This window comes from Parabacteroides caecihominis (assembly GCF_023656785.1).
GTDB classification, from domain to species: Bacteria; Bacteroidota; Bacteroidia; order Bacteroidales; family Tannerellaceae; genus Parabacteroides; species Parabacteroides segnis.
On sequence record NZ_JAMOKS010000007.1, the window covers coordinates 151585 to 169735 of the forward strand.

An 18151-nucleotide genomic window follows, 5' to 3' on the forward strand; every position below is an offset into this window, starting at 1 on the left:
ATTTTCAATTATTAATTGTCAATAATCAAAACCGGTCTCCCCATAATTTCCTCATATGTTCGACCAATTTTTGCTCAGCCGGATTATTTTGCCCTTTCCAAAAGTGCTGATCCTGTACTTCCTTAGGCAAATATACCTGTTCAACAAAGTTGTTTTTATAGTCATGTGCGTACTTATATTCCTTCCCATAGTCCAACTCCTTCATCAAAGTCGTCGGAGCATTCCGCAAATGAAGCGGAACCGGGAGGTTTCCCGTACGTTCAACCAATGCCAATGCATCATTTATGGCCATATAAGCCGAATTACTTTTAGGGCTGCAAGCCAGATAAACCGTAGTTTCCGCCAATATAATCCGTCCTTCCGGCCAACCGATCTTCTTCAGGGCATCAAAACAGGCATTCGCCAGCAATAACGCATTCGGATTAGCCAATCCTACATCTTCCGAAGCAGAGATAACCAACCTGCGGGCAATAAATTCAGGGTCCTCCCCTCCTGCCACCATACGGGCCAACCAGTAAATAGCTCCATCCGGATCGCTCCCCCTGATCGATTTGATAAAAGCTGAAATAATATCATAATGCATCTCTCCGCCTTTATCATAAGCTGCCGGATTTTCCTGTAACCGGTCAACGACTTTTTGATCCGTTATCTCGATCTCGTCCGTTTCTTCTGCCGAAATAACCAGTTCCAGTATGTTGAGCAACTTCCGGGCATCTCCGCCGGAATAACGCAGCATGGCATCTGTCTCTTTCAGGACAATATCTTTATCCTTCAGTACGACGTCCTCTTTGATTGCCTTATTTAATAATGTAAGCAAATCATTTTTATCCAATGATTTCAGTACATATACCTGACACCTGGATAAGAGCGGACGGATCACTTCGAAAGAAGGATTTTCCGTTGTAGCTCCAATCAACGTCACCACACCCGTTTCCACTGCATTCAGCAAGGAATCTTGCTGGGATTTGCTGAAACGATGTATTTCATCAATAAACAATATAGGAGATACGGTATTAAAAAAGCGATTGCTTTTCGCTTTTTCAATCACATCACGCACATCCTTCACCCCCGAATTAATAGCACTCAATGCATAGAAAGGAGCCTCCAGCTTATTGGAAATGATCTGTGCCAATGTTGTTTTACCAACACCCGGCGGTCCCCAAAGAATAAAGGAAGGGACGCGACCTGCATCTATCATTTTCCTTAACACGGCTCCTTGCCCTACAAGGTGTTTTTGTCCGATATAATCATCCAACGTTTTCGGACGTAATCTCTCTGCTAAAGGTTGATTCATCATGCAGACAAAAGTCGGATATTTTATTTACTTTTCAAAGTATAACCTGCTGAAAAATTCACTTACAAATAAATGTTTGAGAACAGAATTTTACAACAAAAGGAAAGCCACAGGGAGTCAAAATCAGAGCAACACCCCACGCGGACTAACATTTTGTCAATAAAACATTAGAGAACCCAGAAAATCCCTCATAATCTCCCCACGTTCCCTAATGCCATTATCCAATATCATTTAATACTTGACAAACTCGAAAGATCACGTACTACTGTCATATCCATAATATTACTGTATATCTCCGTCGTACGTACACTTTTATGCCCTAAAAGCTTCTGCACAGTTGTTATATTCGCACCATTATATAATAATAATGTAGCATTCGTATGACGGGCAGTATGGAAAGATACTTTCTTATCTATATTCGCCATCTTACAAATCCGACGGAGTTGTTTGTTCACATTCGAATTTGAAGAAGCCGGCATATCGAACAAGGTCCACGGATTATTCTTATAACGTTCATAAATCGGAAGAGATTTCCCGTCAAACAATAAGAATAAAGGCAAACGAACATTGACATCCGTTTTGATAGATGAATAGATTAACCAAACCTTATCATCAATAATGAGAAAGTTCTCCCTCGTGATACTGACTATATCCGAAAAACGAAGTCCGGTATAGCAACTGAACAGGAACATGTCCAATGTCCGTTGTAATGTCCTGCGCCCTTTCAGGTTCAAACTCTCCAATTGTCCCAACTCTTCCGGAGTAAGATGAGTTCTTTTACTTTCCATATACTTGATCTTGTACTTACGGAAAGGATAGCGATGCAAATCAAACAGATCCTTATTGATCGCCAGATTGATGTAACGTTTCAAATGCTTCATATGTTTGGCAATCGTATTCCGGTGATATTTATTTACCAACATATAATGCTCAAGATCGCAAAGGAAATTAAAACTCAAATCATTAAAACTCACATCCGTTTTAAATGAGGAAAGAACCTGCAATGTCGAAAAATGATTCTTCAACGTTGACGGTTTCAGATTACTTTGGGTAATCTCATTTTTCATAAACAGAGAAAAAGAAGTCTGACCTGCTTCAGGTTTCTCTTTCAGATCATTCAACGAAAATTCCTTACCGGTATGTACAATCTCCAGTTCCAGCTGTTCTAATTCTGCAATAAAATTAGCCAGATACTGATTTAAAGAGTCCATATTAGGATGGTTCTTCACTGCTTTTCTCTTTGCATCCCACTGGAAAGGCTTGACATAGACCTTTGTCGAAAAATACTTTTTCTGCTTATTCAAGTACGCTTCTACCTGAACCAAAGCTTTACCTTCTGAGTTTAACTGCTTCTTGCGGTTAAATACCAAGTTATAAATTACTTTTTCCATGATATATATTTATTTTCTGAATGAAACACGAAGGAACAATAATTAGTTCTTTCTTATGTCTAAGACAAATTAAAAATTTGTTATTACTTATTTACCGGAGTTCCGAAGAGACAAAATCCCCACCTTGACTTGCCTTAAAAAACAATTGATCCGAATAACTCATTTCTACTATGAGTCTACAAAGATAAAAGAGACTTACTAATCATAAAAAACAAAAATCAAGAAGTAGCTTTCCGAAATGGATACAAAATTCGCATTTTAACACAATTGGTTCATTAAGTGAAACATAAGGAAATATATTTTTTTGTTGATTGAAAGAAAAAATAAAAAGTGTACCGTTTACTGATATTTTATTACACGCCATTCACAACAAAAAGGGCTACCTTTATTCTCAAGAGGTAGCCCTTTCTTTTATATTACAGAGCTGGTATGCCCCGAATTTTAAGTTTTTATGTTACATAATTTATCTAATCTGAACACCTGTTAGTATAAGGATACAGATTAGCATCTGATTGATTTGTCTACAGGCGGGAGGGTTCTGATACAAAGTTAGCTGAATAGGAAAATGTAAGTACACAAAAATCCCCTTAAATCATTCTTTCTCATGAAATAAGGGGATTTTTATCTAATAATTACTTAGGTAGATTGGTGTCCCATCCTTTTGTTTGTTCAACGCCGAAACCTGTATTAACTTCTGCTACAGGTATGGGATAAACAAATTTTGCCACATCATAATTTTTATATGTGTTATCTGAAACATTGATCTTTTCACCTAAACGGCGAGCATCAAAGAAACGATGACCTTCCTGGCAAAGTTCTAATTTGCGTTCTTTGTTTATGATCTGGATGATCGTTGCATCTTCTTTGATTGCAGCAACATCTAAAGCCGGATTACGTTTTGCGGCAACTTCAAGTAAAAACTTTTTAGCCTCTTTATAATCAGCTTTAGCTGCATATGATTCCGCAAGAGTTAAATACATTTCGGGCAAACGGAATACCGGCAAATTTTGAACCTGATCGTTACCAGTGATACCTCCCATCTTTCCTCCGGCCCATTCACCGCCGAGTAAAGACAAACGAATATCTTCCGAAGTGAATTCTGCTATAACTTCTTTTCTAACGGAAACCCCGTAGGTTCCATATAATGTACTCAGTGCATTTGCAGATAAATAATCTGTTTCCGATTTTGCTATTACAAATATATCTTCGGATGAAATTGTCAACTCTTTATACATTTTCTGATAGTCAATAACTGTGGACACTATTTTTCCATTACGTAAGCTGATGGCTTCACTGGCTGCAGCAATAGCCCCATCATAATCTTTCATATACAATTTTACACGTGCTTCAAGAGCAGCAACAGCCGCTTTATTCATCTTGACATTGTCAACATCTTCAACATTTTCTTTTGCAAAATATTCTTTTGCTTTACTGATATCTGAAAGTACATGTTTATAATTTTCTTCGACTGTTGCACGCTCTACTTTTGCAAAAGCTGCAATAGGTTCTGAAACATTAACTACACCTAATGTCGATTTATTATTATCGGAATAAGGTAAACCATAGATATTTGTCAAATAAAATGTTGCTAATGCACGTGTACCATAAGCCTGTGCTATATTCTGATTAATGGTAGCCATATCGGTTTCGGTGCCACTGGCTGTTAATCCCGCTTGGATTATCCGACTTGAGCGATCAATAGCATAATAACCGTAAGCCCAAATTTCTTCCAGATAGCTGTTTGTTTCTAAAATCTGATACGTAAATAGATTGTAGAAATGGGTTGTAGCGGCAGAATGCAAAGCCAAATCTGACGGGACATCCCCTATTGCCAAAACATCACGACCTAAGAAACGGTAAGTTCCTAAAGTATAGTAAACCCCGTTCATTGCGTTTACATAATCCTGTGCAGAAAGAAATGCAGCTTCATCCGGAATAGAAGTAGAAGGCTCTTCTGTCAGGAAATCATCGCAAGAAATTGCTGTTAGAGCAAAACATCCTGCTAATAAAATTGATAATATTTTTTTCATATCTGATATTTCTTTATTTATATAATTCGTGTACTGCTATATTTTGATTTTTAAAAACCAAGATTAAGTCCGAACATAATTGTCGTAGGTACTGGGTAAGCCCATGATTGTACACCGTTCGCTCTTGTCTGCGGATCAAAACCAATATAATCTTTAGCGGTGATAGTAAATAAATTATCAGCAGAAACATAGACTCTCAATCTGTCGATGCCTATCTGGCTTAATAAATTGCGAGGAATAGTATAACCTAATACCATTGATTTCATACGCAAATAAGATCCGTTCATCAGGAAGCGTGAAGAACTTGCATTTGCCCCTGATTTATCTTGAGCAACAAATTTAGGAACCTTTGTTACATCTCCCGGCTTCTGCCAGCGATTTTCAAATATATAATTAGATACAGGACCCAAGAAATAATGACCGACTTGCATATCATATGCAAACCCGCTATTATATACCTTATTACCTAATGTATAGCTGGCATCAAAAGAGAAATCAAAATCTTTATAACGGAAGTTCATACCAATCCCTCCATAAAACTTAGGATCAGCAGAGCCCACAATTCGTTGACCAGCTTCGTTAATATTTGAGGTTGTTTCAGAACCCTCAGTGCCCTTATACCATAAAGGAGAACCTGTTTCCGGATCAACTCCGACATACTCAGGCATATAGAATGAATAATAAGGTTCTCCGACTTTACGTATAGTAGTAGTCCCTTCAATCGGTTTATCAGTTGCAAGTTTAATAATTTTATTACGATTGGCAGTTCCGGTCAGATTAATATTCCAACTAAAATCTTTATTATTAATAACTGCAGCATTGATAAGAAATTCAAAGCCCTGATTTTCCATTTCTCCTATATTTTGTAAAATATCACTATATCCAGTGGTATAAGACAAAGGAACTTCAAATATCATGTCTTTAGTTCGTTGATTATAATAGTCCAATTCAACAGTAAATCGCTCGAACAAGACTGCATTAATACCAATATCAGCTTTTGCTACCGTTTCCCATTTCAAATCAGGATTGGCAATCTGATATGGAATAGCTCCAGGTTTAGAATTATAAGAATATCCATAATTGAATAAACCTTTTGCAGCATAATAGCCAATATCTTGATTACCAACAGTACCATAACTACCACGTACAGTTAAATCTGTCAACCAATCCTGCGTATTTTCCATAAATGCTTCCTGGCTGATACGATATTTTGCTCCTACCGACCAGAAAGGAGCCCATTTGTTATTGTCACCAAAGCGAGAAGAGCCATCATAACGGAAAGAAGCAGAGCCATAATACTTATTGTTGAAATTATATTCTCCATTAATGAAGAATGAAGACAGTGTGCTTGCTTTTGTCATTGAACCAGCCGATGAAGGTGTTGAAGCATTATCCAATTCAAAAACTGCATCACTGGGATATCCGCTTGCTGCTGCATAAATACTTCTAAAAGAAACCTTTTGTGCTTCCTGACCTACTAATACATTCAAATTGTGCACATCATTAAATGAGTGGTTGAAATTGAGTGTATTTGTAATAGATAATGTAGTTGCGCGCTCCAAATTCTTTTGTCCTAACATTCCACTACCGGAGTACTGAGGATTATAAATAGAATTATAAAAGAACTCTTCCAAATCAATAATACTCAAACCTGTATTTGTTTTCCAAGTTAATCCATCCATAAATTTGTAAGTAAAATACGGATTAATTACTGCTGTTATTTGTTTCTGATTTTTCTTATCGCCTTTGTCTTTATCATTCAACGCAATAGGATTGTAACTAGCATCCAAATTGTAAGTACCGTCTTCATTGTATACTTGCTGAAAAGGGCGTAAATCATACACCGCAACAATAGGATTCGTATACTGACTTTCAGTCATACTATTGTTTATGTTTGAAAGAGCAGCATTTGCAGATAAACCATAGCCGATGCGACCACTATTCCCGTCCAGGCTAAAACGGCCTGAGTAACGTTTCATACCTGTACCGATCATGACTCCTTCATTCTGAAAGTAACTACCGCTGATATAATAGCGCAACTTATCATTACCGCCTTGAACACTTAGATCATACTCTTGTGTCAAACCATTTCCAAGTATCTCATTCAACCAGTCTACACTTGGTACATTCCCAGTCAGATCAACCCCATACCAGCTGTTTACATACTCATTAACCATTTCACTACCTTCCGTCAAATTTTCTGCATATCCGGCATTCACGACACCTTCTGCCCATATAGCCTTATATTTTTCCAGATTTGTTGTACGATAGTTGTTATCCAAATATCCTACAAAACTTGTACCGGCCTTTGCATTGAAATTGAAACGGGCTTTTCCAGTAGAGCCCTTTTTAGTTGTAATTACAATAACACCATTAGCGGCACGTGCCCCATATATGGCCGTGGCTGTCGCATCCTTCAATACTGTAATGTTTTCAATGTCATTCGGATTCATGTTTGCTAAAGGGCTTGAAGCCATATCACCTCTTCCTGCATCACTATATCCTCCCATTTTGTCGGTGTAGATCGCTATACCATCCACAACAAACAAAGGCTCTGTTCCTGAGTTTACGGAACCTTTACCACGAATGGTTGTTGAAGAAAATGCTCCGGGTTGTCCGGTAAAGCTACTAACCTGTAAACCTGCTACAGATCCTTCCAGGGATTTCATGAAGTTGGCATCTGTTCTTTTTGTTAAAGCTTCACTGTTAACAACCTGTGCAGCACCGGTAAATGCCGCTTTTTTAGTAACTCCATATCCGGTAACAATTACCTCATCCAAGTGCTTTGTATCCGAATTCATAACAACCTTCAAATGAGGTTTAACAGCCACTTCCTGAGTCTCCATACCTACGTACGAAATTACCAGAGTCTTTGCAGAACTTGGTACATCCAAAGAGAACGCACCATCAAAATCAGTCACTGTACCGACCATCGTACCCTTTACGACAATCGATGCACCAATAATTGGCTCATTATCATCCGCCGAGATAACAGTACCTGTTACCTTCGTCGTCTGAGCAGTCGCCATCCCAATACCTAAAATTAGGCAAAACAAAAGATAAGTCAACTTTTTCATAGACACACTTTTTTATTTAACTTATAAATAACTAATTTGCACTATATTTGTGAATACTTTGCCAAAAACCTATTATAAAACATACCTGAGAGACCGCAAATGTAATAATAAATTTATTATAACAACTAAATTCTAATAACTTTTTACAAAAAAAGGACTGTTAATTAACAAAATAGCCAGTAAATCGGGTATTCCGGAAGTGAAACAGCTGTTGTTATTTTAAGATTTCCGACAAACAGACGAATTAAAATTATCTATTTTTAACCCCTTGCCTTTTACACTTCAGGCTAAGATTTATTTGACCTAAAAACCGCTGGGGACCACCCCGGTAGAAAAGCCTCGCGATTTTTTCGTTTCATTTGCCCCCAAATAAAGATGATGGATTGAAACGCAAAGCAAGTCAAAAAATATCGGCTACTAATTTTCTGTGAAAAAATATAGTCAGTCAAATCCCTCTTTTTTTGAAAATGAGTAGTAAATAAAGTCATTTCTATTTCTGTTCTAGCAAGATAGAAAATACATTGAAAAGATACCCACATGTATATCCTGTTACTTCTTTTAAATCTTTCGCCCTTGATTTTAGATTCGTTTACGCATTTTATACCAAGTTCTGCAAAGACTAAATAAACTCTTAATAAGTCTGACATTTATTACTTAACTATCTAAATATCTTACACTTGTCTATATATGGTAAATTCTATTAGTTTAATAAATAATGTGTGTTTATGATGAAAAAGTTCACTTTTATTCTGCTGTGCCTCATAATAGGTATAAGCACTGTGGTTGCTCAGAACACGAAAGTAGCAGGTTCTGTTATTTCCGCTGATGATGGGCTGCCGGTTATTGGGGCGTCGATTGTTGTGAAAGGTACAATGGTCGGTACAGTGACAGACTATGATGGTAACTTCACGTTGGAAGTTCCTTCTAACGGTAAAGTACTGATAGTTTCTTACGTCGGTATGCTTACACAAGAAGTACCCGTTTCCCCGAATGTAAGAGTAGTTTTAAAATCAGATACTCAGAATCTGGATGAAGTTGTTGTTACAGCGATGGGTATCTCTAAAGAAAAGAAAGCATTGGGTTATGCTGTCCAGGATGTAAAAGGAGATAAATTAACTCAGGCTGCCAATTCAAACTTAGCCGGCGCATTGCAGGGTAAAGTTTCAGGTTTGGATATCAAACCGTCTTCCGGTATGCCTGGTGCGTCTTCTCAGATCACGATCCGTGGTGCACGTTCTTTCTCCGGTGACAATACTCCGCTGTATGTAATTGACGGTATGCCTGTAACAAGTACACCTGACGTTGATACGGATTTGCAGAACAATGGTAGTGTGAGCGGTGCCGACTTCGCAAACCGTGCGGTGGATATCGACCCTAACGATATTGAAAGCATCAATATCCTGAAAGGTCAGGCAGCTTCTGCTTTGTATGGTATCCGTGCTTCTAATGGTGTAATCGTTATTACGACTAAAAGTGGTAAAGGCCTGGCTAAAGGCAAACCTCAGATTAGTTTTTCTTCTAACCTGAGTTTCGATGTAATCGGACGCCTTCCTGAATTCCAGAAAACGTATGCACAGGGAGCTTCGGGAAAATACAGTCCTACTAACAGTTTGTCATGGGGACCTAAAATTACTGACCTTCCTAATGACCCGACTTATGGCGGAAATACAAGTAATGCATATACTAAAGAATATGGAAATCATGAAGGTATGTATTATCAACCTCAACGTGCCGCAGCTGGTTTAGACCCTTGGACTACACCGCAGGCATACGACAACGCCAAAGATTTCTTCGATACCGGCGTAACCTGGAGTAATTCTATAAATGTCGCTCAGGCTTTGGATAAGAGTTCTTATTCCGTTTCTTTGGGTAATACTCATCAGGATGGTATCATTCCCAGTACAGGTATGGACAGATATAATGTAAAAGTAAGTGCAGAAACAAAACTACATGACAATTGGACTACCGGATTCATCGGTAATTACATTACTACGGCAATCGATAAGGCAGTTACTTCGGGTAATGGTTTGCTGAGAACTGTTTATTCAGCACCTCCAAGCTACGACCTGGCTGGAATTCCTAGCCATATCGCAGGCGACCCTTATACACAAAACTCATTCCGTGGTGCATTCGACCAGGCATATTGGGCGATGGATAATAACAAATTTACTGAAAATACAAACCGTTTCTTTGGTAATGCGTATGCAAACTACAAAACGAAATTTGGTACGACAGACCATACATTGAATGTAAGATATATGTTCGGTGTCGATTCATATACAACAGACTATGTCGATAGTTACGGTTACGGAAGTAACACCGGAGGCGGTAAAGGTCAAATCGAAAATTACGGTTGGACCAATGCGACCTACAACTCGTTGCTGACAATTAATTATGACTGGAATATCAACGAAGACTGGGGATTGAATGTAGTTGCCGGTAACGAAGTAATCCAGAGCAACAGAGGTAAATATTATGAATACGGAACAGGTTACAACTTCCCGGGATGGAATCATATCGACAATGCAACAACTCAGTCTGCTTCTTCCGAACACTGGAAGAAAAGAACTGTCGGATTCTTCGGAAACGTATCCGCTTCTTATAAAAACATGCTTTATTTAACCGTGACAGGACGTCAGGATTATGTTTCAAGCATGCCGCGCGGAAACCGTGCATTCTTCTACCCTTCTGTTTCTGCGGGTTTCATCCTGACAGAACTGGATGCGCTGAAAAACGATGTCGTTAACCATGCAAAGATTAGAGCTTCTTATGCAGAAGTAGGACAGGCTGGCGATTTCCGTGAAAACTTTTATTCTGTACCGACATACGGAGGTGGTTTCTATTCTTTAACTCCAATCCTGTATCCGATTAACGGTAGTAACGGTTATACGCCTTATTACAAAATTTACGATCCGAATCTGAAACCTCAGAATACACGTTCTTATGAATTGGGGACAGACCTGAGTTTCTTCGACAACCTGGTAACATTAAATTATACATTCTCCCGTCAGAATGTAAAAGACCAGATATTCGATGTGCCTCTGGCTTCATCGACCGGAGCCGGTAAGCTGGTGACAAACGGTGGTAAACTTCATACGAACGTACATGAAATCACTTTGTCTTTCAATCCAATCAGAACGAGAGACATAAACTGGGACTTCGGTTTCAACTGGACAAAAATAGACAATTACGTTGACGAACTTGCTCCGGGTGTGGAAAATATCAGCCTGGGAGGTTATGTAACCCCGCAGGTGCGTGCAGCTGCCGGCGAAAAATATCCGGTAATATACGGTGTCGGTTATAAGAGAGATGCCAACGGTAATCGTCTGGTCGACGAAGACGGTCTTCCTATTGCCGGTGAAGCACAGGTTATCGGTAAAGTATCGCCTGACTTCATTATGGGCTTCAACACGACATTACGTCTGTGGGATTGTACAATCAGTGCAGTACTTGACTGGAAGCAAGGTGGACAAATGTATAGCAGAACATCCGGTCTGGCAGACTATTACGGTGTAAGCAAGAGAACTGAAAATCGTGAAGGAACTATCATCTTTGATGGTTATAAAGAAGACGGTACAAAAAATGATATTGGCATTACAGGTGCAAATGCACAGCAAGAATATTATAGTATCCTGAATAATATTGATGAATCTTCAATCTATGATAATTCATTCATAAAACTTCGCGAAGTAGCAGTAAGTTATCCGGTATTCAAAAGCAATTGGATGCAGGTTACTCTGAATGTTTTTGCAAGAAATGTCCTTATCTGGGCGCAGGTTCCCGATTTAGACCCGGAAGCTAGCCAGGGTAACAACAACATGACTGGTGCATTTGAAGACTATTCAATGCCTCAAACAGCCAGTTACGGTTTTGGTGTCAATGTTAAATTTTAATTCGTACGCAAAATGAAAATAAATAAAATAGGAAAGCTGTTAGCTTTTTCATTTCTGACTGCATTCAGCATTACTTCCTGTACGGAAGATGCGATGGACAAGGTTAATAACAACCCGAATAACCCGACGGATGCTCCTGCTAAGTTTCTGATTACAGACCTGGGAGTCAGCACCGGATTTGGTGTAGTTGGCGGAGATTTTTCTCTTTACTCGTCTGTTTACATGGAACATGAAACAGGTATCAGCAATCAGATGTACAGAGCGGAAGTACGCACCGGGGAACCAACTATTGCAACGACTTATAACAATATTTGGGGAACAGTTTATTCTAACATCAAGAATGCTAAAATAGCCATTCAGAAATGCCAGGAAGACCCTTCCGAACAAGGAAATGTGGTGACTGAAGCTATTGCTAAAATTTATCTGGCCTACAATGCAGCCATTGTTACAGACTTCTTCGGTGATACGCCTTTCACAGAAACCGGTATATTGAATCCTGACGGAACTCCGGCTTATATGCAGCCGAAAATAGATACACAGGAGTTTATTTACACTGAAATTCATAAGAATCTGGATGAAGCCATCACTCTTCTGGACGGCGGTAATGCCAAAGATGAAGGTCTGTCAGGCGCAGTCGGTTCAAGAGACTATATTTATTCAGGTAAAGCCAGTGCATGGTACAAGGCCGCAAATGCGTTGAAAGCCCGTTATACAATGCGTCTGCTTAACAAGAGCAGCAATAAGACAAAAGATTTGGAAGATATTCTTACTTATGTAAACAACTCATTCAAATCTGCTGCCGAAGAATGTAAATTAACTATTTACGATGGAGATTCTCAGGTAAACCCATTATGGGGTTTCAGCTATAGCCGTAACAGTTTTGCAGCCAGCGAAAGCCTGATAGACAAGTTCGTAGAAAGAAATGACCCGAGAGCACCTCAGGCATTTATCGAACCGGACCCGACAGGATATATTGTTTACGGATATGGTGGAGACCAGGCTACAGATATTGAAAGTATCAATTTCGCACCCAACGGGACTCCGGATGAAGTACAGAATATTTATGGTATGTCTATGGCTTTATGGGCAATCACTACTCCTACGCAGTTAATCAGTTATCATGAAATAAAATTCCTTGAAGCAGAAGCTCTTTGTCGCTTAGGAAGAAAAAGTGAGGCTGAAGCTGCATTGAAAGAAGCTGTAATTGCCGGATTCGCAAATACAGAAAACATGTTGATAGATGCTACTGAGAATTGGGTAGGCGGCGAAGTAAACCTGGGCGCAGATGTTGCAGAAGATTATTTCGAGAAAAGCGTAAAACCTCTGTTCACAGTTAATCCTCTGAAAGAAACAATGATTCAGAAATACCTGTCATTCTTCGGAGCGTCAGGCGAGTCTACCGAAGCATACTGCGATTACCGCCGTATGAAAGGTGCCGGTGAAGAATTCGTAGAACTGAAGAACCCGTTAAATACCAACAGATTCCCGTATCGTTTCGGATACGGAGCAGACGATGTTCTTGCCAACCCGGCTATAAAAACAGCTTTTGGTGACGGACAATACGTTTACACTGAACCCGTTTGGTGGGCAGGCGGAAGCCGTTGAGAATAGAAAACAATAAAAAAATAGGGTGTATCGGCGATTACGATACGCCCTATTTTTTTATTGTAACACATTATTATTTATTCCTTTGTTTATGAACAACTTATTGCTTTATTTCTTATATTGGAAGCCGACGAAATCAGCGGCTGATAATTATCGACCGTATGGTTGATAATTGTGAGCCAATCGGCCGATAATTATGAACCATACGGTTGATGGTTATCAACCATTGATTACCTGCCGATGTAATTTAAATTAGTATGCATAGTAATCAAAAAGACATAGGGATAAATTGACCAATAGACAGGATACTTTTGAGAAGAAAGCCCACATCTAATCAATTGATTTGAAATAGATCGATTTCAAATTAGTTAATTAGATGTTTTTCTATTACTTTTGTTCTGTTCACAAAAACAGAAGCAATATGAATACTCCATTTGTTTACGGTCGCATAGCAGACAAAGAAAATTTCACAGACAGGGAACAAGAAGTCAAACTGCTTACTCAGAATTTTAACAGCCTGGTTAATACCGTCATTATATCTCCCCGTCGTTGGGGAAAAACTTCTTTAGTCAACAAAACAGCACAGTTGTTACTGAATTCAAGTAAGGATTATTATATCTGTCATGTCGATATTTTCAATTGTCGGACGGAGGAAGAATTTTATCTTGCTTATGCAAATGCGCTGTTAAAGGTATCGACTTCCGCCTGGGAAGAATTTGTATCCGGTGTCAAAAGATATCTGGGAAAGTTGGCTCCAATCATTTCATTATCAGATACCAGTCAGACTTATGAACTTTCATTTGGCATAACTTTCAAGGATAATAAATTAACTTATGATGAAATACTGGATTTGCCGCAAGCCATAGCTAATGACTCTGGAAAAAAAATAATCGTATGTATTGATGAATTCCAGAATATCAACGAATATGAAGATCCTTTGGCTTTTCAGCGCAAGTTACGCGCTCATTGGCAAATACAGACATCTGTCTGCTATTGCCTCTATGGAAGCAAACGGCATATGTTGCTGGATATTTTTAATGATTACAGCATGCCTTTTTACAAATTCGGAGATATTCTGTTTTTGCACAAAATAGGTAGAGCCGATTGGGTTTCGTTTATTTCTACACGCTTTACAGATACGGGTAAAAGCATATCAGAAGATTTATGTAACAGCATAGCAGCCAAGGTAAAAGACCACCCCTATTATGTCCAGCAGTTAAGCCAGCAGGTTTGGCTCAGAACTCCCCAAATATGTACTGAAGCTATCATCAGTGAATCTTTTTCAAGTTTGACAGGTCAATTAAGTCTGCTATTTGCAAATATAATAGACACGTTGAGTTCTAAACAGATAAACTTTTTATTAGCTGTGGCAGACGGTGTTGTCAACTTTTCATCCAAAGATGTATTAGCAAAATATAAATTAGGTACTTCAGCAAATATCAAAAACTTAAAAAAAGCCACCTTGGAAAAAGATTTAATCGATATTCTTCCGGGTAACGTAATAGAAATACAAGACCCTGTTTTTGAGTATTGGTTGAAAAATATTTATACAACCTCACGATAATAAAATACCTATTTAAAGGATAAAGAACGACTTGTAAAACATTAGTTAGTTTAGTTAAATTCATTATTTAGAAGGTAGAATTTGAGTATTATATTTTATAATATCAAATTCTACCTTTTGAATATATCGAAACTGTAAACATCTGTATTATAGATATATGTATTGGTTGTGCAATTTATTTCATTGTTGAAATCGGAGTTTACTGTCAGAAAAATAAACATTTTATCAGAAATCAATATGCTGATAATCAGATAATTACCTATGACTGAGTTCTGCAAAGACTCTGGTATTTTCGTACGTGGGTATGGAGACTCAGGAAGTGGCTGTTAAGCCTAAAATGCAGGTACTAATGGAGTCCAGTTCACAGGCTTTGGAAGAAGTGATGGTTGTAGCTTATGGTACAGCAAAGAAATCAGCGTTTACAGGATCTGCGTCAACAATGAAAGCAGAAAAAATTGCTGAGCGTCAAGTTGCGAATGTGACGAACGCGTTGGCTGGACAGGTGGCTGGTGTGCAGGGTGTTAGTGCAAACGGACAACCGGGTAAGGCTGCAACGATCCGTATTCGTGGTATCGGCTCCATGAGTTCAAGCAGTTCTCCTTTGTATGTAGTTGATGGCGTTCCTTATGATGGCGATATTGCGGCAATCAATCCGAACGATATCGAATCTATGAGTGTCTTGAAAGATGCTTCAGCAAGTGCTATCTATGGTGCACGTGGTGCAAATGGTGTTGTACTGATTACAACCAAAAGAGGTACAGCAAAAGAAGCTGTAGTGACTGTAGATGCAAAGTGGGGTAGCAACTCTCGTGCTGTACCACAATATAATGTAATGAAGGATCCTGCAATGTATTATGAAACAGCATACAAGGCTTTGTACAACAGTAAAGCCTATGCTGGAGCCTCTGCTGCTGATGCTCGTGCTTATGCACTAAACAATATCTTTTCTTCGGATAACGGAGGTGTAGGATATCAGGTTTATACAACTCCTAACGGAGAAGATTTTATCGGTGCAGATGGCCGTATCAATCCTAATTCGACATTAGGTTATAGCGATGGTTCTTATTATTATACACCGGATGACTGGTATGATAATACATTTAATAAAGGTAATTTGCGTCAGGAATATAATGCAACAGTATCTGGTGCCTCTGACAAAATCAATTATTACTTCTCTTTAGGTTATCTGGATGACGCAGGTATTATTTCCGGTTCGGGCTTTACTCGTTATACCGGACGTTCGAAAGTAGACTATCAGGCTAAAAAATGGTTGAAAGTTGGTGCCAATATGGCCTATACATATTATGATAGTAAAGCTCCGGATGCACAGGACAAATGGGGATCGTCAGGAAACTTGTTTTATATCACAGACCTGATTGGTCCGATCTATCCGATTTATGTAAGAAACAATGATGGTAGCGTAAGAGTTGATAATCGTGGTTATACGGTTTATGACTTTGGTAATTCAACTGGTCAGGTTCGTCCTTTCATGCCTATGGCAAACCCAGGGGTAACTTTGGAACTGGACAAATTCCATGCTTACACAGATGTTTTGAATACTAAATTCTATGCGATTGTAGACTTGTATAAAGGTTTGCAATTTACGGCAAATGTGGGTGTAAACTCAAGCAACCAGAGAAGTTCTATCTTAAACAATCCTTTCTATGGCGGTGCTGTAGGTTCTGAAGGTTATGTAAATGTTAAGAATGAAAGAAATGTAGGCTTGAACCAGCAATATTTGCTTACTTACAAACAAAGTTTTGGCTCACATAATATTGACGCTTTGGTTGGTTATGAATCTTATAACCTGAAAATTCAGAAAATGGAAGGTTCGAACAAAAAATTGTATAACCCGTTCATTGGAGAATTAAGCAATGCTATCCAAACACCTCCGACAGTAAGTTCTTCAACAGATACTTATTCAACACTGGGTATTTTAGCACGCGTACAATATGATTATGACGGAAAGTATTTTGCTTCTGCTTCTTATCGTCGTGACGCTTCTTCCCGTTTCCATCCGGACAATCGTTGGGGTAACTTTGGTAGTGTAGGTGCTGCATGGTTAATGAACAAGGAAGAATTCTTCAAGAATCTGGATGCTACATGGATTGATCTGTTGAAGGTAAAAGCCAGCTATGGTGTACAGGGTAACGATAACTTACTGCTCACTGATGGTCTTACTCCTAACTATTACGCTTATCTGGACCAGTATACAGTCTCTAACAGTGCTGGTGACTTTGCTACATCATTTACTTACAAAGGTAATAAAGATATAACTTGGGAAACTTCGTACAGCTTTAATGCTGGTCTTGAATTTACATTGTTCAAAGAAAGAGTAAGTGGTAGCTTCGAATATTTCAGCCGCAAGACTGTTGATTTGCTTTACAACCAGCCGGTGCCTATTTCATTAGGTTATTCAACAATCCCGATGAACGTTGGTTCAATGAGAAATGCCGGTGTCGAATTAGATTTGAATGCTGATATTATCAGAACAAAAGATCTGACATGGTCATTTAACCTGAATATGACTCATTATAAGAATAAAATTCTTGACTTAGCAGAAACAGCTAAGAATAATGGTGGTATCAAGAGTTCTGTAACTATCCGCAATGTCGGAGGTTCTTTGTATAACGCATATCTGGTTAAAGATGCAGGCGTTGACCCGGAAACAGGTAAAGCATTATATTATGTGGATCCTGATAACGGAGATATGACAACAACAGATGATTTCAGCGCAGCTAAACAAGCGGACCTGGGTTCTACTCTGCCTAAAGTATATGGTGGTTTCGGTACATCTCTTCAGTATCGTGGAATCGATGTTTCTGTAGGATTATCTTATCAGTTGGGAGGTAAAGTTTATGACTATTCTTACCAGCAGTTGATGCACAGTGGTGAAGCGAATACAGCAGGAACCAACTGGCACAAAGATATCTTGAATGCATGGAGCGAAACGAACAAGGGTAGTAACATTCCCCGTATCAGCAGTGCAGATAAGAGAAATCAGGATTTGTCTTCACGCTTCCTGCAAAGTTCTAACTATTTAAGTTTGAACAGTGTAATGATAGGATATACTTTCCCGAAAAAATGGACAACTAAATTCATGGTGAATAACTTGCGTATCTTCTTCTCTGGAGATAACGTGGCACTTATCGCTTCAAGAAAAGGTCTTGATGCCCGCCAGAACTTAGGTGTTGCATACTTTGGTAATGATGATGCAGTAGGTGCAAAATATTCAGCACTCCGCAGTTTATCCGGAGGTATTAGTGTTACATTCTAATTTATTGTAAACAAAAAAGA

Annotated in this window: 8 protein-coding genes; 4 read left to right on the plus strand and 4 right to left on the minus strand. The window is 38.8% G+C overall.

All coding sequences use genetic code 11. The features are described 5' to 3' along the window. Positions 1-25: 25 nt before the first annotated feature. From NBH14_RS07605 to NBH14_RS07620, 4 genes are all read right to left on the minus strand, one after another. Complete coding sequence (locus NBH14_RS07605) at positions 26-1297, minus strand: replication-associated recombination protein A (protein WP_186961446.1); 1272 nt, start codon at positions 1295-1297, stop codon at positions 26-28. 224 nt (positions 1298-1521) lie between these two features. Next, the gene (locus NBH14_RS07610) at positions 1522-2685 is read right to left on the minus strand and encodes a site-specific integrase (protein WP_186961447.1); all 1164 of its coding nucleotides are present in this window, start codon (positions 2683-2685) and stop codon (positions 1522-1524) included. 632 nt (positions 2686-3317) lie between these two features. Beyond that, positions 3318-4715, minus strand: coding sequence for a RagB/SusD family nutrient uptake outer membrane protein (locus NBH14_RS07615; protein WP_186961448.1), 1398 nt, complete (start codon positions 4713-4715; stop codon positions 3318-3320). Between the two features lie 50 nt (positions 4716-4765). Beyond that, positions 4766-7792, minus strand: coding sequence for a SusC/RagA family TonB-linked outer membrane protein (locus tag NBH14_RS07620; protein ID WP_250817287.1), 3027 nt, complete (start codon positions 7790-7792; stop codon positions 4766-4768). Positions 7793-8517: 725 nt separating this feature from the next. Here NBH14_RS07620 and NBH14_RS07625 point away from each other — a divergent pair. The 4 genes from NBH14_RS07625 (at position 8518) to NBH14_RS07640 (ending at position 18131) form a co-directional block, all read left to right on the plus strand. Further along, a complete protein-coding gene (locus NBH14_RS07625; RefSeq protein WP_186961321.1) occupies positions 8518-11685 on the plus strand; it encodes a SusC/RagA family TonB-linked outer membrane protein in 3168 nt (1055 codons plus the stop codon). 12 nt (positions 11686-11697) lie between these two features. Further along, entirely contained in the window at positions 11698-13290 is a 1593-nt protein-coding gene (locus NBH14_RS07630) for a SusD/RagB family nutrient-binding outer membrane lipoprotein (RefSeq protein ID WP_186961322.1), read from the plus strand. Positions 13291-13711: 421 nt separating this feature from the next. Further along, entirely contained in the window at positions 13712-14854 is a 1143-nt protein-coding gene (locus NBH14_RS07635) for an AAA family ATPase (RefSeq protein WP_186961323.1), read from the plus strand. A 283-nt stretch (positions 14855-15137) separates the two neighbouring features. Continuing rightward, complete coding sequence (locus NBH14_RS07640; RefSeq protein WP_186962081.1) at positions 15138-18131, plus strand: SusC/RagA family TonB-linked outer membrane protein; 2994 nt, start codon at positions 15138-15140, stop codon at positions 18129-18131. The last annotated feature ends 20 nt before the right edge of the window (positions 18132-18151 follow it).